The sequence below is a fragment of the Mixta calida genome (assembly GCF_002953215.1).
Classification (GTDB): domain Bacteria; phylum Pseudomonadota; class Gammaproteobacteria; order Enterobacterales; family Enterobacteriaceae; genus Mixta; species Mixta calida.
The window spans coordinates 2334308-2357929 of the sequence record NZ_CP026378.1 but is presented as its reverse complement, the minus strand read 5'-3'; the positions used below and the strand labels follow the sequence as shown (position 1 = coordinate 2357929).

20 protein-coding genes and 2 pseudogenes are annotated in these 23622 nt (G+C 56.1%); 12 read left to right on the top strand and 10 right to left on the bottom strand.

Features of this window, described 5'->3' with window-relative positions; translation table 11 throughout:
- Positions 1-114 precede the first annotated feature (114 nt).
- The 5 genes from pgpB to yciH all read left to right on the top strand — a co-directional run bounded on the left by pgpB (position 115) and on the right by yciH (position 3831).
- Complete coding sequence (gene pgpB / locus C2E16_RS11105; RefSeq protein WP_038625927.1) at positions 115-885, top strand: phosphatidylglycerophosphatase B; 771 nt, start codon at positions 115-117, stop codon at positions 883-885.
- A gap of 144 nt (positions 886-1029) precedes the next feature.
- The gene (locus C2E16_RS11100; protein WP_084970152.1) at positions 1030-1335 is read left to right on the top strand and encodes a LapA family protein; all 306 of its coding nucleotides are present in this window, start codon (positions 1030-1032) and stop codon (positions 1333-1335) included.
- Positions 1336-1341: 6 nt separating this feature from the next.
- Entirely contained in the window at positions 1342-2511 is a 1170-nt protein-coding gene (gene lapB, locus C2E16_RS11095) for a lipopolysaccharide assembly protein LapB (RefSeq protein WP_038625931.1), read from the top strand.
- Between the two features lie 277 nt (positions 2512-2788).
- The gene (pyrF, locus tag C2E16_RS11090) at positions 2789-3511 is read left to right on the top strand and encodes an orotidine-5'-phosphate decarboxylase (protein ID WP_038625933.1); all 723 of its coding nucleotides are present in this window, start codon (positions 2789-2791) and stop codon (positions 3509-3511) included.
- Positions 3508-3831 carry a stress response translation initiation inhibitor YciH gene (gene yciH, locus C2E16_RS11085; protein WP_038625934.1) on the top strand — a complete coding sequence of 108 codons (324 nt, stop codon included), beginning with the start codon at positions 3508-3510 and terminating at the stop codon, positions 3829-3831. The genes pyrF and yciH overlap by 4 nt, the downstream gene beginning before the upstream one ends.
- An 87-nt stretch (positions 3832-3918) precedes the next feature.
- Here the strand turns inward: yciH and osmB are convergent, their stop codons facing one another.
- Positions 3919-4134 (bottom strand): osmotically-inducible lipoprotein OsmB, encoded by a 216-nt coding sequence (osmB, locus tag C2E16_RS11080; protein WP_038625935.1) that lies wholly within the window; start codon positions 4132-4134, stop codon positions 3919-3921.
- A 395-nt stretch (positions 4135-4529) separates the two neighbouring features.
- Between osmB and araD the strand changes: the two genes are divergently transcribed.
- The 3 genes from araD to C2E16_RS11065 all read left to right on the top strand — a co-directional run bounded on the left by araD (position 4530) and on the right by C2E16_RS11065 (position 7389).
- The gene (araD, locus tag C2E16_RS11075) at positions 4530-5231 is read left to right on the top strand and encodes an L-ribulose-5-phosphate 4-epimerase (RefSeq protein ID WP_038629983.1); all 702 of its coding nucleotides are present in this window, start codon (positions 4530-4532) and stop codon (positions 5229-5231) included.
- A 166-nt stretch (positions 5232-5397) separates the two neighbouring features.
- The gene (kdgT, locus tag C2E16_RS11070; RefSeq protein ID WP_084970153.1) at positions 5398-6381 is read left to right on the top strand and encodes a 2-keto-3-deoxygluconate transporter; all 984 of its coding nucleotides are present in this window, start codon (positions 5398-5400) and stop codon (positions 6379-6381) included.
- 141 nt (positions 6382-6522) lie between these two features.
- Positions 6523-7389: a crotonase/enoyl-CoA hydratase family protein gene (locus C2E16_RS11065; protein ID WP_038625937.1), complete on the top strand. Its 867-nt coding sequence runs from the start codon at positions 6523-6525 to the stop codon at positions 7387-7389.
- Between the two features lie 9 nt (positions 7390-7398).
- Here C2E16_RS11065 and pdeR read toward each other — a convergent pair whose 3' ends face one another.
- From pdeR to C2E16_RS11040, 5 genes and pseudogenes are all read right to left on the bottom strand, one after another.
- Positions 7399-9384 carry a cyclic di-GMP phosphodiesterase gene (gene pdeR, locus C2E16_RS11060; RefSeq protein WP_084970154.1) on the bottom strand — a complete coding sequence of 662 codons (1986 nt, stop codon included), beginning with the start codon at positions 9382-9384 and terminating at the stop codon, positions 7399-7401.
- 223 nt (positions 9385-9607) lie between these two features.
- Positions 9608-9895, bottom strand: a complete 288-nt coding sequence (locus C2E16_RS11055; RefSeq protein ID WP_084970155.1) for a YbdD/YjiX family protein — start codon at positions 9893-9895, stop codon at positions 9608-9610.
- Complete coding sequence (locus tag C2E16_RS11050; protein WP_084970156.1) at positions 9888-11954, bottom strand: carbon starvation CstA family protein; 2067 nt, start codon at positions 11952-11954, stop codon at positions 9888-9890. The genes C2E16_RS11055 and C2E16_RS11050 overlap by 8 nt, the downstream gene beginning before the upstream one ends.
- 192 nt (positions 11955-12146) lie before the next feature.
- Positions 12147-14077: pseudogene (locus C2E16_RS11045) on the bottom strand (exoribonuclease II).
- 124 nt (positions 14078-14201) lie between these two features.
- Positions 14202-16508, bottom strand: coding sequence for an FdhF/YdeP family oxidoreductase (locus tag C2E16_RS11040; protein ID WP_038625943.1), 2307 nt, complete (start codon positions 16506-16508; stop codon positions 14202-14204).
- A 245-nt stretch (positions 16509-16753) separates the two neighbouring features.
- On the opposite strand from C2E16_RS11040, the gene C2E16_RS11035 reads away from it, so the two are divergent.
- From C2E16_RS11035 to C2E16_RS11025, 3 genes are all read left to right on the top strand, one after another.
- Positions 16754-18346: a PTS transporter subunit EIIC gene (locus C2E16_RS11035; RefSeq protein WP_038625945.1), complete on the top strand. Its 1593-nt coding sequence runs from the start codon at positions 16754-16756 to the stop codon at positions 18344-18346.
- A gap of 509 nt (positions 18347-18855) precedes the next feature.
- Positions 18856-19065: a hypothetical protein gene (locus C2E16_RS11030; protein WP_038625947.1), complete on the top strand. Its 210-nt coding sequence runs from the start codon at positions 18856-18858 to the stop codon at positions 19063-19065.
- Positions 19066-19371: 306 nt separating this feature from the next.
- Positions 19372-20346, top strand: a complete 975-nt coding sequence (locus C2E16_RS11025) for a chemotaxis protein (RefSeq protein ID WP_038625949.1) — start codon at positions 19372-19374, stop codon at positions 20344-20346.
- 117 nt (positions 20347-20463) lie between these two features.
- On the opposite strand, the gene C2E16_RS11020 is transcribed toward C2E16_RS11025, so the two are convergent.
- Entirely contained in the window at positions 20464-21675 is a 1212-nt protein-coding gene (locus C2E16_RS11020; protein ID WP_084970161.1) for a diguanylate phosphodiesterase, read from the bottom strand.
- A gap of 265 nt (positions 21676-21940) precedes the next feature.
- Between C2E16_RS11020 and C2E16_RS11015 the strand changes: the two genes are divergently transcribed.
- Positions 21941-22204 carry a DUF2534 family protein gene (locus C2E16_RS11015; RefSeq protein ID WP_038625951.1) on the top strand — a complete coding sequence of 88 codons (264 nt, stop codon included), beginning with the start codon at positions 21941-21943 and terminating at the stop codon, positions 22202-22204.
- A gap of 105 nt (positions 22205-22309) precedes the next feature.
- Here the strand turns inward: C2E16_RS11015 and C2E16_RS11010 are convergent, their stop codons facing one another.
- The 3 genes and pseudogenes from C2E16_RS11010 to C2E16_RS21135 form a co-directional block, all read right to left on the bottom strand.
- Positions 22310-22600, bottom strand: coding sequence for a transcriptional antitermination N peptide (locus C2E16_RS11010; protein WP_038625954.1), 291 nt, complete (start codon positions 22598-22600; stop codon positions 22310-22312).
- A 265-nt stretch (positions 22601-22865) separates the two neighbouring features.
- Entirely contained in the window at positions 22866-23408 is a 543-nt protein-coding gene (locus C2E16_RS11005) for a S24 family peptidase (protein ID WP_257152218.1), read from the bottom strand.
- Positions 23409-23434: 26 nt separating this feature from the next.
- Positions 23435-23512 (bottom strand): annotated as a pseudogene (locus C2E16_RS21135) (DNA-binding protein); the annotation flags it as partial.
- Between the last annotated feature and the right edge of the window lie 110 nt (positions 23513-23622).

The window sequence follows — 23622 nt, the reverse complement described above, 5'->3', positions numbered from 1 at the left end:
ACAACGATTGATGCGATAACGCACGATTATCCACGTTATTATGGTTATGTTATTCATTTATAAACTATTATTAAATCTCTCTATTCGTTTTCAGGTTAATGATAAGGAAGCAGCATGCTGGAGATAGCAAAACGCACCGCCCTGGGCGCTCTGTTACTGTCGGTGATGCCGTTGTTGATATGGCTTTCCGGCTGGCAGTGGCAGCCTGGCGCCAGTGGACCGGGGCTACGCTTCCTGTTCTGGATGACGGAAACCGTGACGCGGCCCTGGGGTATACTGACCAGTGCGATTCTCTGCGCATGGTTTCTCTGGTGTTTGCGCTTTCGGTTAAAGCCTGCGCTGTTTCTGCTGGCGATCATGATTACGGCGATCGTGGCGGGGCAGTACACCAAATCCTGGATCAAAACGCTGGTGCAGGAGCCGCGGCCCTATGTGCTCTGGCTTGAGAAGACGCACGGCGTGCCGGGCGATCGCTTTTATCAGCTCGATCGGCAGGCGCGCGGCCAGATGGTAGAGCGGCTGGTGGCCGATGATAATCATATTCCGCTGTGGCTGAAGCGCCACTGGGCATTTGAAACGGGCTTCGCTTTTCCGTCCGGGCATACCATGTTTGCCGCCAGTTGGGCGCTGCTGGGAGTCGGACTGCTGTGGCCGCGTCGCCACCGCAAAACCGTCGCGCTGCTGATGATCTGGGCAGCCGCGGTAATGGGCAGCCGGGTGCTGCTGGGAATGCACTGGCCGCGCGATCTGCTGGTCGCTACCTGGATCAGCTGGCTGTTGGTGACGCTGGCGACCTGGCTGGCGCAGCGGCTGTGCGGGCCGTTAACCATCCCGCCGGACGAACATCAGGAGATCGCGCAGCGTGAAGAAGAGAAAAAATCCTGATTGCAAAGCGCTTTTCCGGCCCCATAACCTGTACATGACAACAAAATAATGACCGGGATGTTATCTTTAGCCGGTTTCTGATCAAGCATCCTTATAACATTTTTGGCATAATCCTTTGGCTTACACCGAATTACAGGACGAAACGTGAAATATTTACTGCTCTTTTTACTGGTTCTGGTGATATTCATCATCTCCGTTACGCTCGGCGCGCATAATGACCAGGTTGTCTCATTTAACTTCCTGATCGCACAGGGCGAATATCGTATTTCCACGCTGCTGGCTTCGCTGTTCGGCGCGGGATTTGTACTGGGCTGGGCGATATGCGGCCTTTTCTGGCTGCGGGTGCGCGTGGCGCTGGCGAATGCCCAGCGCAAGCTGAAGCGTCTGCAGCAGCAAACTGTGCAGACTGAAAACGTGACTCCGTCACCCACGACCGTCGTCAAGGAATAACTCTCCATGTTGGAACTGCTGTTTCTGTTACTGCCCGTGGCCGCCGCCTACGGCTGGTACATGGGGCGCAGAAGTGCGCAGCAGGATAAACAGCAGGAAGCCAACCGTCTGTCGCGCGACTATGTGACCGGCGTAAACTTTCTGCTCTCAAACCAGCAAGATAAAGCGGTCGATCTGTTTCTTGACATGCTGAAAGAGGACAGCGGCACGGTGGAGGCGCACCTGACGCTGGGCAACCTGTTTCGCTCTCGCGGCGAGGTAGACCGCGCGATACGTATCCATCAGTCGCTGATGGAAAGCGCCTCGCTAAGCTACGACCAGCGTCTGCTGGCGGTGCAGCAGCTGGGCCGCGATTACATGGCGGCGGGGCTGTACGATCGGGCGGAAGAGATGTTTGGCCAGCTGACCGACGAAACCGATTTTCGTCTCAGCGCGCTACAGCAGCTGTTGATCATTTATCAGGCCACCAGCGAATGGCAGAAAGCGATCGATGTCGCTGAAAAGCTGGTGAAGCTCGGCAAAAGCCGCCATCAGATGGAAATCGCCCATTTCTACTGCGAGCTGGCCCTGCAGGCGATGGGCAGCGACGATCTCGATCGCGCGCTCGGCCTGTTGAAAAAAGGGGAGGCGGCGGATCGTCAGAGCGCGCGCGTTTCCATTATGATGGGTCGTATCTTTATGGCGAAGGGGGATTACGCCAGAGCGACCGGTCATCTGCAACGGGTGATCGAGCAGGACAAAGAGCTGGTCAGCGAAACGCTGGAAATGCTGGAAATCTGCTATCAACATCTGGCGCAGCCGGAAGCCTGGGCGGACTATCTGCGCCGTTGCGTGGAGGAAAATACCGGCGCGCAGGCTGAGCTCTATCTGGCCGATATACTTGAACATGAGCAGGGCGCCGAAGTGGCGCAGGTCTATATCAATCGTCAGTTGCAACGCCATCCGACAATGCGCGTCTTTCATCGCTTGATGGACTTTCACCTGCATGAAGCAGAAGATGGGCGCGCCAAAGAGAGCCTGATGGTGCTGCGCGATATGGTGGGTGAGCAGATCCGCACCAAACCGCGTTACCGCTGCCAGAAATGCGGCTTTACCGCCCACGCGCTTTACTGGCACTGCCCATCCTGTCGGGCATGGTCTACCGTTAAGCCGATCCGCGGGCTGGATGGCCAGTAACGGCGCGCCGCCCTGCGTCGCGTCTGTCTCCGCCCCGACGTTCCCTGTTGAAATCCCTGTTCGCGCCGCAATCGCCAGGCGTGAATTATCCCTATTAGTTACAACATACTAAAGGCTAAACCTTATTCTCCGCCTCAACGGCGCGGAAAATTCGCCTGACAGAGCGAGAATGGCGATGTGCGGCGTAGCTTAAGACTGTTTTCCACTGCGCCGCGCAGGTAGAATGCTTGCCGTTTTCCCCTGCGCCGTGCGGTGCCCCACAGTTGAAGGAATAGACATGTCACAATCTCAAAACCGAACTGATTCGCCTGTTCTGGTCGCGCTTGATTATGCTGACCGCGACCGCGCGCTGGCCTTTGTCGACCGTATCGATCCCGCCAGTTGCAGAATGAAAGTAGGCAAAGAGATGTTCACGCTCTTTGGGCCGCAGATTGTGCGTGACCTGCACCAGCGTGGTTTTGAGGTATTTCTCGATCTGAAATTCCACGATATCCCTAATACCGTGGCGCATGCAGTGGCCGCCGCCGCCGAGCTGGGCGTCTGGATGGTGAATGTCCATGCCAGCGGCGGGGCGCGTATGATGACAGCTGCCCGCGAAGCGCTGAATGGCTTTGGCGATGACGCGCCGCTGCTGATTGCGGTAACGGTGTTGACCAGCATGGAAGCCGCCGATCTGCTTGATATCGGCATTACGGCGACGCCGGCGGAACATGCGGCGCGTCTGGCGCGACTGACGCAGCAGTGCGGCCTTGATGGCGTAGTCTGCTCGGCGCACGAGGCGGCGCAGTTCAGGCAGCAGCGGGGTCAGGCGTTTCAGCTTGTGACGCCGGGCATTCGTCCGGCAGGCAGCGAGGTGGGCGATCAGCGGCGCATTATGACGCCGGTAGAGGCGCAGCAGGCGGGCGTGGACTATATGGTGATTGGACGTCCGATCACCCAGTCCGACGATCCGGCCGCCACGCTGCAAGCTATTCTGACTTCACTGAAGGAGCGCGTATGAGTAAAGACAATCCACTGGTCTATTCTACCGACGGCGGGCGCATCGCACAGCCGGAGCTGAAAGCGGCGCGGCCAAAAGGCGACGGCATCGTGCGTATTCAACGGCAGACCAGCGGGCGCAAGGGTAAAGGCGTGTGCTTGATCACCGGCCTCGATCTGGATGATGCGGAACTGACGAAGCTGGCGGCGGAGCTGAAGAAAAAATGCGGCTGCGGCGGGGCGGCGAAAGAGGGCGTTATCGAGATTCAGGGCGATAAGCGCGATGAGCTGAAAGCGCTGCTGGAAGCGAAAGGCTTTAAGGTCAAGCTGGCCGGCGGTTAATAAAAAACGAGGCCGCTCAATAAGCGGCCTCGTCAGAGAATAATAAGCAGATGCGCTGCGTAGCCTGTAATTATTATAAATTATGCATCAGTCAATCTGGTGACCGATAATACCACCAACTGCGGCGCCGCCAATGGTGCCTAAACCGCTGCCGTTGGTCAGCACGGAGCCGCCAATTGCGCCGGCGCCAGCGCCGATAGCTGTGTTGCGATCGCGTTTGGACCAGTTGCTACAGCCTGAAAGCGACATCACGACCACAGCGGCCAGTACAGTAGCGGAAATGCGTTTTGCATTCTTTGTCATAATAACTTCTCCTTAATTGTTGCTCACAGAGGAAACCCTTTAAGTATAGACGGCTCACTCTGCGTATCAGGTCCGCTGACGGTTTATTTTAGATCGGTTCACATCCCTGTTCATGCCGCTTGCGCAACAGAACTGCACAGATCCCGATCCTGCTTTATGCGCCAGGAACAGCAATTACCTTCTAACCATAAGGGTGCTAACAATCACCCCCGGTTCAATTGCATAAACTAATTATAGGCACTACCAAAAGTTACAACAGGTTAAAAACTCCTAAATAAGCGCGCAAAAATCGCTTCACAGCAAAATTGCGCCGCCTAATCAGCCAGCGCTTCCATACCTTTGCCGCGCCAGCCCCTTAACAATAGTGCATTCACAGAATGCTGGAAGGGAAAATTATGCTGGAACAACTCAAAGAACAGGTGCTTGAAGCAAACCTGGCGCTGCCGGAGCACAATCTGGTGACATTTACCTGGGGCAACGTCAGCGCGATTGATCGCGAGCACGGTCTGCTGGTGATTAAACCTTCCGGCGTCAGCTACAGCAGCATGAAACGAGAGGATATGGTGGTCGTGGCGTTAGAAAGCGGCGAGATCGTAGAAGGGGATAAACGTCCTTCATCCGACACCGATACCCATCGCGCGCTCTATCTCGCCTGGCCCGATGTCGGCGGCATCGTTCATACCCATTCGCGCCATGCGACCATCTGGGCGCAGGCGGGACGTGATATTCCCGCCTGGGGCACCACCCACGCGGATGATTTCTACGGCGCCGTTCCCTGTACGCGCATGATGACCGATGAGGAGATTGCCGATCGTTATGAGTGGGAAACCGGTAACGTGATTATTGAAACCTTGCGTCAGCGCGATATTGCGCCGCTGGCAATCCCGGCGGCGCTGGTTTACTCCCACGGACCGTTCGCCTGGGGCAAAGACGCGCATGCCGCAGTGCATAACGCAGTGGTGCTGGAGGAGCTGGCTTATATGGCGCTGTTCAGCCAGCAGCTCGCGCCGGCGCTTCCGGCTATGCAGCAGGCGCTGCTTGATAAACACTGGTTGCGCAAGCATGGCGCCAATGCTTATTACGGGCAAAAAAGCTGACGCCCTTCACAAAAACAAACTGCTGTTCATTTAATAATGAAACAGCGTTTTAATTTCACAGACAAGATCACTGTTTCTGAAAGTGAATAGCGCTATGTTGTCGCCATCGCCCTTATGGGCACGCAGGATTGATCCGTCGTCTTGCTTAACTAAGGTGGGAGACAACATGCAAATTAAACGCGCTATCGATAAAATTCCGGGCGGCATGATGCTGGTGCCTCTGTTTCTGGGGGCGCTTTGCCATACGCTGGCGCCGGAAGGCGGGAAGTATCTCGGCTCTTTTACCAACGGACTGATGAGCGGAACCGTTCCGATTCTGGCCGTCTGGTTCTTCTGTATGGGCGCATCGATTAAATTGAGCGCCACCGGCACCGTACTGCGCAAATCGGGCACGCTGGTAGTGACTAAAATCGCCGTTGCCTGGGTGGTTGCCGCCATTGCCTCGCGCATCGTGCCGGAGAACGGCTTTGAAGTCGGCATGTTCGCCGGGCTGTCAACGCTGGCGCTGGTCGCCGCAATGGATATGACCAACGGCGGACTTTACGCCTCATTGATGCAGCAGTACGGCACTAAGGAAGAGGCAGGCGCTTTTGTGCTGATGTCGCTGGAATCCGGTCCGTTAATGACCATGGTTATTCTGGGCACTGCCGGCATCGCCTCGTTTGAGCCGCACGTCTTTGTCGGCGCGGTACTGCCGTTCCTGGTGGGCTTCGCGCTGGGCAATCTTGATCCGGAACTGCGTGAGTTTTTCGGCAAAGCGGTGCAGACGCTCATCCCGTTCTTCGCTTTCGCACTGGGCAACACCATCGATCTCTCAGTGATTGCGCAAACCGGCCTGCTGGGCATTATGCTGGGCATCGCCGTCATTGTCGTGACCGGCATTCCGCTGATTATCGCCGATCGACTGATTGGCGGCGGGGACGGCACGGCAGGCGTGGCCGCCTCCAGCTCGGCGGGCGCGGCGGTCGCAACGCCGGTGCTGATTGCAGAGATGGTGCCGCAGTTCAAACCGGTAGCGCCAGCCGCCACGGCGCTGGTCGCCACCTCGGTTATCGTTACCTCGATTCTGGTGCCAATCATTACTGCGGTTTACTCGAAGAGAGTGAAAAGCCACCGCGTCGCAGCCAGTCAGCGCGCCGCGATTAAATAAGACTCCTTTCGCCTCTCCGGTTGCGCAATCGGGGAGGTTTTCTGTTTTTTATCTTAAAAATCAGTCCTTCATTCAGTGTTGTCTCGCTCTGCATTACGCTGGTGTTGCGTTTAACGCATCAATTATACAGAGGATGAGACTATGTCAGTGATTAACCAACCCACCTGCAGACTGTTCACCGAAGCTGGACAAACTACCCAACTCGATGCTTATTACGAAGAGGAGCGCCGCACCATGTGGATGATGTTGCGTGCGGAGCCGCGTCCTTCCTTTAATCACGGGCTGATAGAGGAGATTATGAACCTGAGCTATGCCGCGCAGCGCTCCGGCCTGCCCATCGATTTTTGGGTGACTGGTTCGCTGGTGCCGCAGATGTTTAACGCGGGCGGCGATTTAAGCTTTTTCGTTGATTGCATACAAAATGGACGGCGTGAAGCGCTGCGCGCCTATGCGCGCGCCTGCGTGGACTGCATTCACGCGGCGGCGCGCGGTTTCGACACCGGCGCGGTGACTATCGCCATGGTGGAAGGCAGCGCGCTGGGCGGCGGCTTTGAAGCGGCGCTGGCGCATCACTTTCTGTTGGCACAGAATAATGCCCGCATGGGTTTTCCGGAGATCGCATTTAACCTTTTTCCGGGAATGGGGGGCTACTCGCTGGTGGCGCGGCGCGCGGGGATGAAGCTGGCGGAGGAGTTGATTTGCGAAGGGGAGAGCCATACCGCCGAATGGTTTGAAACGCGCGGTCTGGTGGACCGGCTGTTCCAGCCGGGCGAGAGCTATCGCGCCACCCGCACTTTTATCGATACGCTGCGTCCCAAGCTCAATGGCGTTAAGGCGATGCTGAAAGCGCGTCAGCGCGTGCTGCAGTTAACTCGCGCTGAGCTGATGGATATCACGGAAGACTGGGTCGATTTCGCTTTTTCCATTGAAGAAAAGGATATCGCCTATATGGCGCGGCTGGTTCAGCTGCAAAACCGTCTCAGTTCGCAGCTGCGTAAAGCCAGCTAACGGATTAAATTAAGGCTTGGCAGGACGCTGAGCAAGCCAATGCTCCAGTTGGTCTGCGGGCATTGGCTTCCCGTAATAGTAACCCTGCCGCTCATCTACGCCGTTCTCCAGCAGAAACTGCTCCTCCAGCTCCGTTTCCACGCCTTCGGCAATCACGCGCAGATGCAGCGCCTTCGCTACCGCCACGATCGCATGTACCAGCGACTGTGAAACCGGACGTTCATTAACGCTGCGGACAAAACTCTGATCGAGCTTAATGGCGTCAATCGGCACGCGCGCCAGCTGCGACAGCGACGAATAGCCAGTACCGAAATCATCAAGATGCACTTCGGCGCCCAACTCACGGAACTGATTCATCAGACGCAGCGCCTGCTGCTCATTTTCAATCAAACAGCTTTCGGTCAGCTCGATATCAATAGGGCTGACGCTGATGCCGTTCTGTTGCAGCGCCTCTTTTAAATCGTTATAGATGCTTTGATCGAGCAGCTGCCGTGCGGAGACGTTCACCGCGACGCGCAGGTGAATGCCCTGGCGCCGCCATGCGATAATCTGCTGTAACGCCGTCAGCATCACCCAGCGTCCGAGCGGCACAATCAGACCGGACTCTTCGGCATAGGAGATAAATTCGTTAGGCGGGATCATGCCGCGTTCCGGCGAAAGCCAGCGCACCAGCGCCTCGGCGCCGACCACTTTGCCGCCTTCGCTGATTTTAGGCTGATAATGGATTATCAGCTGTTGGTGCTCCAGCGCTTTGCGCAGGTTGGTATCGAGCCAGAGATATTCAAAGACCCGCTGGTTCATTTCCGGCGAAAAGACGCAAGCCTGACCGCGGCCGTTCTCTTTGGCGTGATACATCGCCGTATCGGCGTTGCGAATCAGACTTTCGCGATCTTCGCCATGGTGCGGCGCCAGCGCGATGCCCACTGAACAGCCGGTATAAACTTCGATCAGACCGATGCGGAAAGGCTGACGCAGACGCGCCAGGATGCGCACGGCCAACGCCTCCAGCGCTTCCTGGGTGGTTTTTTCCGCCAGCACGATAAATTCGTCGCCGCCGAGTCGTCCCAGCGTCTGTTCCGGCTCCAGGCAGGAGAGCACCGCCAGCGAAACCGCCTGCAACAGCTGATCGCCGAACATATGCCCGTAGGCGTCGTTGACCTTTTTAAAGTTATCAAGATCCATATAGACCACGCCGACCTGCCGATCTTCACGCTTTTCCAGCACTTCGGTCATGCGCTGATGAATGGCGTTGCGGTTCGGCAGACCGGTCACGGTATCGGTATTGGCCAGCACGCGCAGTCGCTCCTGCGCTCGGCGTTCTTCAGTAATATCGGTGCCGGAACAGATCAGAAAGATTTCATTTTTGCCGCTGCCGCTGTGGACGAATTTATTGCGGAACAGAAACAGGCGCTGACCTTTGCGCGTTTTGACCCAGCGCTCCACCTCATAAGAGCTGCCGTCACGGAAAAAGCCGGTGATATTGCGGCGCGACGCCAGCGCTTCCTGCTTGGTCATAAAGAGCTTAAACACGTTGCGGCCAATCACTTCCTGCTCTTTCAGGCCGGTATATTCTTCGCTGAGGCGATTGAAACGCTGAATGTTGCCGTGCTGATCGAGAATAACGATGACCGAATTGGCTTCTGAAACCACCTGTTCGGCAAAAGAAAGCCCCTGGGTTAGATCCCGCGCCACGGATGAGGTGTCACCCCAGGCGGAGGCGGTGCCGGCCCATTCATCCTGATTGATCTTGCGGCCGACAAAATGCATCGGCAGTTCTTCGCCGCGTAAATTAATCACCAGGTTAACGCTGGAGGTCACCACCGTCATAGCGCGCAGCAGCTGCGCCTGAGAGGAAGAGAGCGGCACGGCGAGATTCGTTTCCGCCAGCTCTTCGCGTGACAGCCGGAGTGCATCGCTGTCGGATGTAAGGTGCCAGTAGGGGCTGCGGGTGCCAAACAGCGTAAAGAGCAACGTTTGTCCCTGATCTTCAAGCATATGGACCGTCCTGTAAGCAGATCGCGCGACTATTGTTATTTTAGTAATACTTTCCGGCCAAATATATAAGCACAGCACACTCATGGAAGAATATTTTTCTCGCAAAAAATTAACATTTTACGCGGCCGACAACAATAAGGCGCCATGTATTATGGCGCCGGATGGATTGAATTTACATTGTGATGCTAACAGCCATCGTCGAAAGGTAACACTTGTTGATGTTTCAACAGGGGCACTTTCCGATTTTGCCGCCCTTGCTGGGGAAGCGCGCTTCCAGACAGTAGCGATGAAAGGCTTTTTCCGTCATCGGCGTCGCCGCTGGATGATGCTGTTGCATATGACGCAGATAGTTTTGATAATCCTGCACGCCCACCATCAGACGGAAACTTTGCGCCAGACGTTGCCAGAACAGGCGCAGCCCTCGCGGTGACGGCGCGCTGGCCGGCGCCAGCGGACGACAGCGATAAATTTTTCCCGTTTTAGGAGGCGCCAGCGAAAAAAAATCAGACATGACGGGCCTCCTTACGCAGCGCCGCGTCGGTCTCATGCGTAGTGGGGCGTTCGCTTTTCAGCGCGCGGCGAATGACAAAGAACGCGGCGATCAGCATGGTAACCGCCACCAGCATAAAGAAAGCGCAGAGCGCGGCGTTAATCTGATTGCTTAACACAATGGTTTGCATATCCGCGACGCTTTTCGCCGGCGCGATCACCACGCCTTCATCAATCGCCTTGCTGAACTTATTGGCCTGGGCAAGAAAACCGATCGCGGGTTTTTCATGGAAGATTTTCTGCCAGCCAGCGGTCATTGAGGTAACAAACAGCCACGCCGTTGGCAGAATCGTCACCCAGGCGTAGCGCTGTTTCTTCATCTTAAACAGCACCACGGTGCCCAGAATCAGCGCCATCGACGCCAGCATCTGATTGCCAATGCCGAACAGGGGCCAGAGGGTATTGATGCCGCCCAGCGGATCGACCACGCCCTGATAAACGAAAAAGCCCCAGCCCGCCACCGCTACGGTGGTGCCCGCCATATTGCCGAGCCAGGAGCGGTTGTTCGCCAGGCCCGGAATCAGCGTACCGGCCAGGTCCTGCACCATAAAACGGCAGGCGCGGGTCCCGGCGTCGACGGCGGTAAGAATAAACAGCGCCTCGAACAGAATAGCGAAGTGATACCAGAAGGCCATCATTGCGCGGCTGTTAAACACGTCGGTAATAATATGCGCCATGCCGACGGCGAAAGTAGGCGCGCCGCCGGCGCGCGACAGGATCGACGCTTCGCCGACGTCGCGCGCGATGCCGTTCAGCATCTCCGGCGTCACCACAAAGCCCCAACCGTTAATCACCTGTGAAGCGTTTTCCACGGTCGTGCCGATCAGCGCCGCCGGGGAGTTCATCGCGAAGTAGACGCCCGGATCGATCACCGAGGCGCAGATCAGCGCCATGATCGCCACAAACGACTCCATCAGCATCGCGCCGTAGCCGATAAAGCGGATGTGGCTTTCCCGCTCCACCAGCTTGGGCGTCGTGCCGCTGGAGACCAGCGCATGAAAGCCGGAAATCGCGCCGCAGGCGATGGTGATAAACAGGAAGGGGAACAGCGCGCCGGAGAAAACCGGGCCGCTGCCGTCGATAAAGCGTGAAATTGCCGGCATCTTCATCTCCGGCATGGCAAAAAGAATGCCGATCGCCAAGCCGACGATTACGCCGATTTTCAGGAAAGTGGAAAGATAATCACGCGGCGCCAGCAGCAGCCATACCGGCAGTACCGAGGCGATAAAGCCGTAGGCGACCAGCACCCAGGTCAGGGTGGTCCCCTTCAGCGTAAAGAAGGGGCCCCAGTAAGGGTGCTGCGCAATATCGCCGCCGTAAATAATTGCCGCCATCATCAGCACAAAGCCGATAATCGATACCTCTGCGATTTTGCCGGGGCGCAGAAACCGCATCCAGATGCCCATAAACAGCGCGATTGGAATGGTGGCGGCGATAGTAAACAGGCCCCAGGGACTGTTCGCCAGCGCTTTTACCACCACCAGCGCCAGCGCCGAGAGGATGATAATCATCACGCCCAGCGCGCCGAGCATGGTGATCACGCCAGCGAACGCGCCCAGTTCCTGACGCGCCATTTCGCCCAGCGAGCGACCGTCGCGGCGCGTAGAGATAAACAGCACCAGAAAATCTTGCACTGCGCCCGCCAGCATCACGCCCACCAGAATCCAGATAGTGCCGGGCAGAAAACCCATCTGCGCCGCCAAAATCGGTCCAACCAGCGGACCGGCTCCGGCGATAGCGGCAAAGTGATGGCCAAACAGCACCCATTTGTTGGTGGGCACGTAGTCGAGTCCGTCGTTATAGCGCTCGGCAGGGGTTATTCGATTGTCGTTAAGCTCAAAAATATTTCTGGCGATAAACAGACTGTAAAAGCGATAGGCGATGCTGTAGCTGGCCACCGCAGCGACCACCAGCCAGACGGCGTTAACCGGCTCGCCCCGATTAATCGCCAGCATGGCGAATGCAAACGCGCCAATCAACGCCACGGCTAACCAGATCAAACCGGTTTTGACGTTTCTCATGACTAACTCCTTGTTAGATCCAGAGGGAAGAGGGTCGGAAGGAATAACAAGTTAAAAATAATTTAATGAATTGTTAAAGAAAGGGATATTTAAGAGAAGTGTGAGGCGGCAGGCGTTTTTTACTGCGGGGCGGGCAACGCGATAAGGAAAAAAGAAGGGACAGCGCAGACGCTGTCCCTGGGGGCAATCTAATTAGGCTGCCGGACGTGCGACGATGCTGCGAGTTTCCATCCGTACTTCGGCGATGGTCACCTCAATCACGTCGGTCACGCGATACACCACTTCGCCTTTTACCTGTACCGTACCGTTTTCCTGGCTGCATACCAGCTCATCGCGCACGGCGTGAATGAACGGGGCCGGAATAAAGGCGACGGCACCGTTATCCAGCAGGCGCACGCGCATGCCGCCGCGGGAAACGTCAATGATCTCGGCGCTGAAACGGGTATCGCTGCCCGCCGCTTTTTGCAGGAAGCGCGCGTAGAGCCAGTCGCTAACGTCGCGTTCAGCCATACGGTTCAGACGACGACGCTCGCCCATCTTCAGCGTCACCTCTTCGGTTGGGCGCTGGGCGCTTTCACCACGGATAATCGCTTTCAGCAGACGATGGTTGACCATATCGCCATACTTACGGATCGGGGAAGTCCAGGTGGCGTATGCTTCAAGGCCGAGGCCGAAATGCGGGCCAGGCTCGGTGCTGATTTCCGCAAACGACTGGAAGCGGCGGATACGGCTGTCGAGGAACTGGGTCGGCTGCGCGTCCAGCTGGCGACGCAGCTCGCGGAAACCTTCCAGCGTCGCCATCGCGGCGGCGTCGGCGGTCACGCCGTGGTTCGCCAGCACGGCCGCCGCCTGTTCGGCATTTGCAAGATCGAAGCCCAGGTGAACGTTATAGATGCCGAAGCCAAGCTTCTCGCGCAGCACCATCGCGGCGCAGATGTTGGCGGCGATCATCGCTTCTTCCACAATGCGGTTGGCGATGCGGCGCGGCTCGGCGATAATGTCCAGCACTTCGCCTTTTTCACCCAGCAGGAAGCGGTAGTCGGGGCGATCTTTAAACACCAGCGCATGCTGCTGGCGCCATTGGACGCGCGCCTGGCAGAGACGATGCAGTAAACGGATCTGCTGCGCGATCGCTTCACTCTGCGGCTGCCATTCGCCGCTGTTCTCCAGCCAGTCGGAAACCTCGTCGTAAACCAGCTTGGCTTTCGATTCGATCCAGGCGGCGAAAAATTGCACGTCGGAGAGCGCGCCGTCCTGCGCCACGGTAACGCGACAGGCGAGCGCCGGGCGGCGTTCGTTGGGACGCAGTGAGCAGACGTTGTCAGAAAGTTCGCGCGGCAGCATCGGGATATTAAAGCCCGGCAGATAGTTGGTGAACGCGCGCTCGGCGGCCATGGCGTCCAGCTTGCTGTCGGCCGGCACCCAGGCGGTCGGATCGGCAATGGCGATGGTCAGACGCAGCGCGTTGTCCGCCAGTTCTTCGACATAGAGCGCATCGTCCATATCTTCGGTGCTGGCGCTGTCGATGGTGACGAAATCGAGCGCGGTGAGATCTTCGCGTGCCAGTTGCTCGTCCAGCATCTCGCTGAATTCAACCGCTGGGGCTTCGCGCTCCAGATTGTGACGTGACAGTGTCACCCACCACGGCGCCAGATGATCGTCGCCGGTGGTGATAAATTCGGTAAGCTCCGCGTAAAATCCACGATCGCCTTTTAACGGATGGCGACGCATTTCCGCCACGGCCCAGTCGCCTGCCTGAAAATCATGTTGCAGGCTACGCACAGGACGGCAGGGAATGTTGTCTTTAATCAGCGGATGATCGGGAACGATAGAAAGGCGGTCATCTTTTTTCTGCACCCGGCCAACAAAGCGCGTCAGGAATGGCTCAACCAGCGTCTCCGGCTCGGCGATTTCGCGGTCTTTATCGGTTTGCAACGCAGCGATAACGCGGTCGCCCGCCATCACTTTTTTCATCTGCGGCGGCGGAATAAAGTAGCTTTTCTGCGCATCGACTTCTAAGAAACCGAAACCTTTTTCGGTGCCTTTTACCACCCTTCGACACGCGGCGTCTGGGCATGGAGCTTCTCTTTGAGCTGCGCAAGCAGCGGATTATCCTGGAACATAGTTGAATTCAGTTTCGTGGCCTAAGAGCGGCAGACAGTTTTACGCGATTACCTGTTCTGCGGCAAGGTGTAATAAACGTAAAAAGCCGGAAAGATCCGGCTTTTTACACGGGCTTACAGGCTATCAGGCAATACGCTGCGTGACCACTTCAGGCGTCAAAGAAATTTTCACCGGCACCGATTTGGAGGTCGGCGTGCCGCTGCCGTCGCCAAAGCTGGAAAGGGGCACCAGCGGGTTGGTTTCCGGGTAGTAGGCCGCCAGGTTGCCGCGCGGAATGTTATAAGGCACCAGCTTAAAGCCGCTGACGCGACGGGTGATGCCGTCATTCCACAGGGTTTCGATATCAACGTTCTGACCGGCCTCGTAGCCCAGTTCGCTCATATCTTCCGGGTTGATGAACAGCACTTCGCGCTGGCCGTACACGCCGCGATAACGGTCATCGAGGCCGTAAATCGTAGTGTTGTACTGGTCATGCGAGCGCAGCGACTGCAACGTAAACGGCACTTTGACGTCGCCCAGCTGCGGGAATAGCGAGGTCGGCAGCGCGGCGGCGCTGAAATGCGCTTTGCCGCCCGGCGTGTTGAAACGCAGCTCCGCCGCGGCGTTGCCCAGATAGAAGCCGCCCGGCTGCTCGCACTTCTTATTGAAATCGGCAAAGCCCGGGATGGTCGCGGCGATATGATCGCGGATTTTGTTGTAATCCGCCGCCAGCGCCAGCCAGTCGACCTTAAAGCTGCTGAGCACCGCATTGGCGATGCCTGCCACGATAGCAGTTTCAGAACGCTGCGTATCGGCCAGCGGTTTGCCGACGCCTTCAGAGGCGTGCACCATGCTGAAAGAATCTTCTACGGTAATAAACTGCGAACCGGTCGCCTGAATATCCTGCTCGGTACGGCCCAGCGTCGGCAGAATCAGGCTCTCTTTGCCCGGCACCAGATGGCTGCGGTTCAGCTTGGTGCTGATATGCACGGTCAGGCCGCAACGCTGCATCGCTTCTTCGGTGCGCGGGCTATCCGGCGCGGCGGCGGCAAGGTTGCCGCCCAGCGCGATCAGCACTTTGATCTCGTCGCGCAGCATCGCTTCCAGCGCTTCAACGGTGTTGTGGCCCGGCGCGCGCGGCGGTTCGAAATTGAAGTGATTCGCCAGCGCGTCGAGGAACGCCTGAGACGGCTTCTCATCGATGCCCATCGTACGGTTGCCCTGCACATTGCTGTGGCCGCGCACCGGGCAGAGGCCGGCGCCTTTCTTGCCGAGCTGTCCAAACAGCAGCTGCAGGTTAACAATCTCGCGCACGGTGTCGACGGAGTGTTTATGCTGCGTGATGCCCATCGCCCAGGTACAGATAACGCGATCGGCGCTCTGATAGATTGCCGCCGCTTCGCGCAGCTGCTGCTCGCTCAGGCCAGACTGCTGCTCGATCTGCTCCCAGCTGGTAGCGTCTACCGCCGCCAGATAATCTTCCACGCCCTGCGTCGCCGCGTTAATAAAGGCTTCGTCAAACAGGCCTTTTTCGCCCGCGGCGATGCGGGCGCGATGGGTTTCCGCCAGCGCCTTGACCATGCCGCGCACCGCGGCCATATCGCCGCCCAGGTTCGGCTGGTAATAGGTAGAGCTGATGGCGCCCGCTTTCGAGGTCACCACTTCCAGCGGTTTTTGCGGATCGGCGAAACGCTCCAGTCCGCGCTCGCGCAGGGTGTTGAAGGTGACGATCTTCGCGCCGCGATCGGCGGCGTGACGCAGGCTGTGCAGCATGCGCGGGTGGTTGGTGCCAGGGTTCTGACCAAAGACGAAAATCGCGTCCGCGTGATCGAAATCATCCAGACGGATAGTGCCTTTGCCCACGCCGATGCTGCGCTTCAGGCCGCTGCCGCTCGCTTCGTGACACATATTGGAGCAGTCGGGGAAGTTGTTGGTGCCGACCATGCGGCCAAACAGCTGATAGAGCCAGGAGGCTTCGTTGCTGGCGCGCCCGGAGGTGTAGAGCTCCATCTGATTGGGGTTATCCATCGCGTGAATATGCTGGGCGATCAGCGCGAAAGCGTTGTCCCAGCTGATCGGCTCGTAATGGTCGGTCAGGCGGTTATAGCGCAACGGTTCGGTCAGGCGGCCCTGATATTCCAGAAAATAGTCGCTCTGCGCATAGAGTTTGCTCACGCTGTGGGCGGCGAAAAACTCGGCGTCGATAAAGCGGCGCGTCGCTTCCCAGGTCACCGCCTTGGCGCCGTTCTCACAGAAGCTGAAGGTGCTTTTGTTGTCGTCGCCCCAGGCGCAGCCAGGGCAGTCGAAGCCTTTGGCCTTATTCATGCGCATCAGGTTACGCATATTTTTCAGCGCCTGTTTGCTGTCGATAACGAAACGGGTCGTGGCTTCGAGAGAGCCCCAGCCGCCCGCCGCGGCCTGGTACGGTTTAATTTGCGATTTAAATTTCATGATGAGTGCAGGTTTCTGGTGTGTATGAATTGTTAATTATTTATTGCTTCTTTTGCGGAGGAGTCTGCGGCGAGTTAAATATTTTGTCTAATTGATTGACTTAATGGTGTGATAGTTTTCCTTTATCGCGCGGCGGGAAAATGTGAGGTTGTTCAAACTTTGTTCGTTGACCGCAGCGGGCTGTGCGGTGCTAAGCGTCTCACTGGCTAATACTGAAGCTTTCTGGCCAGCAACAGAGACGATTTATGAAAGATTTTACCAGTAAAGTTCACGCGTTCGGCAAAGCATTGATGATGCCTATTTCTGTCATAGCCGCAGCCGGTATTTTCCTGGGCGTCGCTGCGGCCATGCAGAATCCCGCCATAACCGGCGACGCGTTCGCCAATATGCAGACGCCGCAAATTATTATCGGCTTTATCCGTAAAGTGGCGGGGGCGTTGTTCGCCAACCTGCCGGTCTTTTTTGCCGTTGCCAGCGCCATCGGCCTGGCGAAAGCGGAAAAGCCGACCGCCGCGTTCGCCTCCGTTATCGGTTTTATCGCCATGCATGTCGGCATTAGCGCCACGCTCGCCGCGAAAGGGCTGACGGCGCAGACCACCACGCCAGAGGCGCTGCAACGGGCCGGAATGGATCAGACCGCCGCGATGATGACCTCGGCGGAATATATCCAGATGTTGGGCATCTTCACCTTCAACATGAGCGTGCTGGGCGGGGTGATTGCCGGTTTGCTGACGGTAATGCTGCATAACCGGTTTTATACCCAGCAGCTGCCGACGGCGATCAGCTTCTTCGGCGGTCGGCGCTTCGTGCCGATCGTTACCGTCGTCGTGCTGCCGCTGGTGGGCGTGCTGCTGGCGTTAATCTGGCCGACTATCGGCGCCGGCATCGCCTGGGTAGGGGAGTTTATCGGCAAAAGCGGGCAGTACGGCGCGTTTCTGCTTGGCACCTGCGAACGCCTGCTGATCCCGACCGGGCTGCATCATATTCTCAATGAAACCGTGCGCTTTACGCCGATCGGCGGCATCGCTACCGTGGATAACCAAACCATCGTCGGCGCGCTTAATATTTTCAACACCTCGCTGACCCATCCCGGCTCCATTCCCGATGAAACCGTGCGCGGCGCCACGCGCTTTCTCGCGCAGGGGAAAATTCCGGTGATGATGTTTGGCCTGCCGGCTGCGGCGCTGGCGATCTACCACACCGCGCGCCCGGAGCATAAGCAGCGCGTCAAGGCGCTGGTGCTGGCTGGCGCGCTCACCTCATTTACCACCGGCATTACCGAACCGCTGGAGTTCTGTTTTATCTTCGTCTCGCCGGTGCTGTATGTGCTGCACGCCTTGCTGACCGGCCTCTCGTTTATGCTGATGTCGGCGCTGCATCTGATGATTGGCAACGTGCAGGGCGGCGCTATCGACCTGGTGGTATTTGGCATTCTCGGCGGCGCGAAAACCCACTGGTGGTGGACGCTGGCGCTCGGTGCTGTCTACGCGCCGCTCTATTATTACGGCTTTAAATTTGTTATCAGGCGCATGAATGTGGAAACCCCAGGACGCGAATCGGAAGATCAAGAGGCGCCAGCGCAGGCGGTCAGCGCCGATGAGCGTACCCGTGTAATCATCAGCGGCCTCGGTGGTGAAGCGAACATTGAAGAGGTCGACTGCTGCTTTACACGCCTGCGCGTGCGGGTGAAAGATATGAAAGAGGTGGTAGACCAGACGTTGATGACCACCGGCGCCAACGGCGTCAACCGTGTCAGCGACCATGACGTGCAGGTTATTTATGGACCGCAGGTTGAAAAAATTGCTAACGAGGTAAAAACAGCATTGGGCGTCGTCTGAAATCGGTTCCATATTTATGCGCCATTGTCGAAAAAATGAGGCGGGGCGCGGCTTGCAGGGCGATGAGGTTTTTTTCGACGTTATGTCAGATTGACTATAGTCAGGGGTTGACCTGTACTTTAGGGGAGTAGAACCATAAATTAATTTTATAAATAATGGCGGCGTCTGCTCGGTTACGGTTCGTCCGGTTTTGTATAAAACCACCTAAATGCTGCTTGCAGTCCGAAATTTGCGTCCGTAAACGAGCAGATGGTACGCGAGTACCGCCACACCAGGGGAACCCCATACTGATATCGCTTTATTTCAGTAGCACTATAAATAAAATTAAATTTAAACAGAAGGCTACCTGAGGGTGGCCTTTTTATTTGCCCGATCGGTCAACCCGCCGAGCACCGCTGAGATATCGATTGCCGCCGGACCACGATTACCGTCTTCTCCGCTCCCGCCACAGCGCTATCCCGGGCTATCGCCTATACTTTATTAACTTACCTGAGTTAATGGAGGAACCTATGTCAGAACGCCCCGATCACAACAAGCCTTACCCGGACGATAATGAGCATCACGGTCTGCCTGAAGATGCGCCGCACGCGCCTAATCCTTATGAAGAAGATGATTTTGCCGCCAACGGCGCGCCGGATCAGGAAGGAGAAATCCCGCGTAAGCGCGATGACAGCGGTGATGATACGGGCGATCCCTACGATACCGAAGGCAAACATTAATCCTTCCCCTGTTAATGCCGATAACCCTGATCTGACCCGATCGGGGTTTTTTTCGCCCTCTGCATTCACGCATTATTGCCCGTCGTTACCCGGATCTCTGCCGTTTTCTTCTCGCCAAACTGTGAGTAATAGAACAGAAAGCGCAGAGAGATAGCGCTTTGCCTCTGTATTTTTATTTTTATCTGCCGATAACTTATTAGAGCGGCAGCATAAGCATAAACGTTATCGGGCCGGAAACGGCTGAAACGCCCTACAGAAATCGCATTGTGAGCCTGAGCCAGCCACAATAATAACCCAGAGGTAAAAATGGATAACTTCCAGAAAGATATTGATGAGAGAGCGAATCTCGCCTTATCTAACAAATTCGAACTGTTATTATTCCGGCTGGGATCGTCTCCCGATAGCGAGAAAGCAGAGCTGTTTGGCATTAACGTTTTTAAACTACGCGAAATCGTGCCGATGCCGACTATCACCCGCGCGGCGGGCATGCAGTCGCCGCTGCTCGGCATGGCCAATATCCGTGAACAGATTATCCCGGTTATCGATTTGGCTGCCGTTGCCGGCTGCACGCCTACTAGCGGCCTCAATCTGCTGCTGGTGACCGAGTATGCGCGCAGCACCCAGGCGTTCGCCGTTGAGTCGGTGGACAATATCGTGCGTCTTGACTGGAGTCAGGTGCATACCGCCGAGTCGGGCGTCAGCAGCCGTAATATTACCAGCATCGCCTGCCTGGACAGCGACGGGCAGAGCAACAGTCTGGCAATGGTACTGGACGTAGAGCAGATCCTTTACGATATTATTCCTTCCGTACGCGACGCGGCGCCGAAGGAAATCCAGGAGCGCGCGTTTAAAATAAAACCGGGCGCGTCGGTGATCGTGGCGGAAGATTCAAAAGTGGCGCGTTCAATGCTGGAGCAGGGGCTGAAAACCATGGGCCTGCCGGCGATTATGCATACCACCGGTCTGGAGGCCTGGGAAAACATTAAGGCGATTGCGCTGGAAGCGCAGGCGGCGGGGCAGCCGATCAGCGACCGTATCGGGCTGGTGCTGACCGACCTGGAGATGCCGGAGATGGATGGCTTTACCCTGACGCGCAATATTAAACGCGAAGAACATCTGAAAAAAATTCCGGTAGTCATTCACTCTTCGCTTTCCGGCAGCGCGAACGAAGAGCACGTCCGTAAAGTGGGCGCTGACGGCTACGTGGCCAAGTTTGAAATCAATGAGCTGTCGGAAGCCATTCAGGCGGCGCTGGAAAAGGCGGCGGCAAGCCACGCCTGATAAGGTCAGGTTAGCGCTTTTCGATAATGCGCAGAGGCACAGACCGGCGCCAGCGCTGATCCGTTTCTGTCCATTTAACAACATCGAGATAAAGGGCGGCAGAAGCCGCCCTTTACTTTAGTTCTTCTCCGGCCAGGCGACGGCCGCAATGCCGTTCAGTTTCGGTTTGGCAAACAGCGGCCCCTGAAAGTTATAGACGCCCGCCGCTTCGAGCCACATCCACTCTTCAGGTTTCTCTACGCCTTCCGCAATCACTGAAATTTCCAGCGACGAACAGCATTTTATGATCGCCTGAACAATCGCCTGTTTAGGGCCGCTTTTATGTACGTCGTGAATGATATCGCGATCGATTTTGATCTTATTGGGCTGAACGCGCGTCAGCAGCAGCAGGCCCGCCGAGCCGGCGCCAAAATTATCGATCGCCAGGCTGATGCCCGCCGCTTTTAACTGCTTAATCGCCGTTTCGAACGCTTCCTCACGCGAAATCACTTCATTTTCGGTCAGCTCAACCGTGATTTGCTCAGGCACGAGGCCATGCGCCGCAATTTCCTCCAGTAGGAACTCAACCGCTCTGGGCACCACCACCAGCGACATCGGCAACAGGTTGATTGAAAGCGTCAGCCCATCGACGCCAAATTTTTTCGCCAGCGCGAAAGCCTGTTTCTTCGATTTCAGATCGATCTCATAAGCGGCTTCACGATCGGGCTGCGTGAGACAGGCGCGGGGAGAGCCACCCTCGGCGCTGCGCATCAGCGCTTCCAGCGAGACGATAGATCGTGAAAAAGGGTCGATAATCGGCTGAAAAGCGTAGTGCCAGGGCTGTGTATCGGAGACCGTGGTTTCTTTCGCCGGATGCGTCTCTTCGTCGATCAGGAAATCCCAGGCATCCGCTGGCGGCACTTCAAAATAGTTCTCTTTTTCCCGCGCCTCGACAAAGGTGCGGATAAAGAGTAGCGCTCTGTCGTCATAGGTCAGCTGGTATTTAGTCGTGCCTTTATCCAGCACCGCCTGTAACACCGAGGCCGGGTCATACTCTTGCAGATTAAACAGCTCCATCCCGACGTTGCCGAACCGGCGAGAAGGCGCGTAGTCGCGTAACAACTCCACCAGATTATGGTGGCGGCGATCGTTACAGATGCGCTGGTAAATGGCGAGTACGGCCTCTTCGGGACCTTCCAGAACCTGGAAAAAGTGCGTGCCGTTAAACAGCAGAATGCCGGTAACATCATAAGATTCGTTGAGCTTATTGGCTTTGCTCACCATCTCTTCCAGGATTTTTACCGGAACGTCATCACAAAGATGGCTGCGATAGATGAGAGTAGACAGCATGGCGGTTTCCTGTTCCTGGCGTTTGTGGCGCATACCTTACCAGAAGAGATGATAGCGTTGTCCAGCACAACGTAATAATTAACTTTGTAATTATTTTGTTGACAATTAAGTAGGCGCGAAGGGGAGAGGCTGTGAAAGCGCCAAAGGGTGGCTGACAGTACGATGGCGGCGTTTCCTTAACGGCAAAAAAAGCGTCGGGGCGGGTAATAAAACGTCATTAATGGTAAAGTAGCGCGCAGCGATAATCTCTCACAGGAGAAAAGATGTGATACGCGAGAAATTAAAACGGCCTGAAGGTAAAAAGTTTTTGCTCTCCATTTCCGCTGTATTTTGCGTGGCGTTAGCGATCCTTATTCGCGCCACTATCGGCGGCGTCATCGAAGAGTACAACCTGCCGCTCTCGGAGTGGTCAATGCAGATGTATCTGTTACAGGGTGCGATGGTTATCGTCTATACCCTGGTGCTAACCCTTATCTTCTCTCTGCCGCTGGGATTCTACTTTTTCGGCGAGAAATCGAATCATCAGTAAATGGCTAATCATGAAAGGCGCGTCCTGTGATAAAGCGCGCCTGACATTTACCGCTAAAAGCAGGTCTGCCTGACCCGCTGACCTGGCAAACCTCCTTTGCCGCTCTTATTCCTTTCTTTTGTAGTGCTTGCGCCTCCCTCCCGCATAAAGCGCTACGGCTGGCAGGCAAACTGTCCCGCTTTTATTGCGTTCGCGCAGTGAAGGGGAGTTAACTGCCTTATCAATACGGCTCAGATGATGCGATGTTGTCGGTGCATCAACGACTGGTCGCACGCTAACGTCCGCATCCACGATCTTTTCCAGAGAATCGCGTTCCAGTGCGGCGGCACGGCGACGAGCATGACGACGTGCCCTGGCATTTACTGCGATTGACTGACCGTAAATAATAGTGGTCATAGACATCTCCTGAAACTGTCCGGGTTAAAGACGTTGTTTTTGTCTTTTACTCTGCGCACTGGTCGCGCCTGACGTAGTGAGGGCAACGCTGTTTGAGGTACACAGATCCTGTCGCTATATTTAATTTAAGATAACTTAAATATATAGTCAAGATGATATGTTAAGATAACTTAAATATTACAGATTTGCTTAAATGTTAGGTAGTAAGGTGGGTGAGTATAAGAAACGGGATAAAAACCCGCACGTTGGCGGGTTGAATATGCTATCAGGAGCGTCTTTTTCGGTATCTGCGATGCTCAATCATGGTGCCGATGATACGTATTGGTACCTGATCCGAACGCAGAGTGGGGTAATCTTCATTAAGCGGAACCAGCTCAAATACCTCCTGGCCCGCGATAACGCCGCGCGGTCGATACTTTTTAAACAGCGCTTCTTCTTCACCGTTCTTCGCTACCACAAAGTCGCCGGGAAGCGGGATCACCTCAGGGTCGATCACCACCGCATCGCCTTCACGAAAATCCGGTTCCATTGAGTTTCCCTTGATAATCAAGGTAAAAGCTGAGTCTGATAGTTCCATATTTGTATGCAGAAACTCTATATCTCCCTCTATAGAACGGATTGTGCACTCAGCCGTCCAGTAACCGGCCTGCACATAGCTAATAACAGGCACGGCGCGAAAATCTATCGAACCGGGGGCGACATTCGTCGCTGCGCCATCACCCGTATGGAGATAAGCGGGCGCGCAGCCCAGCGCTTCCGACAGACGAAGCAGGTTATCGCCTCTGGGCGCGGTCTCGTCTTTTCCCACTGCGAGATGGCGACATGAGAAACACCCACCCGCGACGCTAAATCCTTTTGCGTTAACCTTAACTCTTTGCGTCTCGCGCGCAGGCGATCGCCAATCGTTTTCATTGTCATAGTTAAGATATCTTAAATCTGCTTGACTTAAGTTTCCTTTAGATAGATAATTTAAGTGTTCTTTAATTATAGCGTGCAGTGGGCAGACAGGAAAGCGTCAGCCA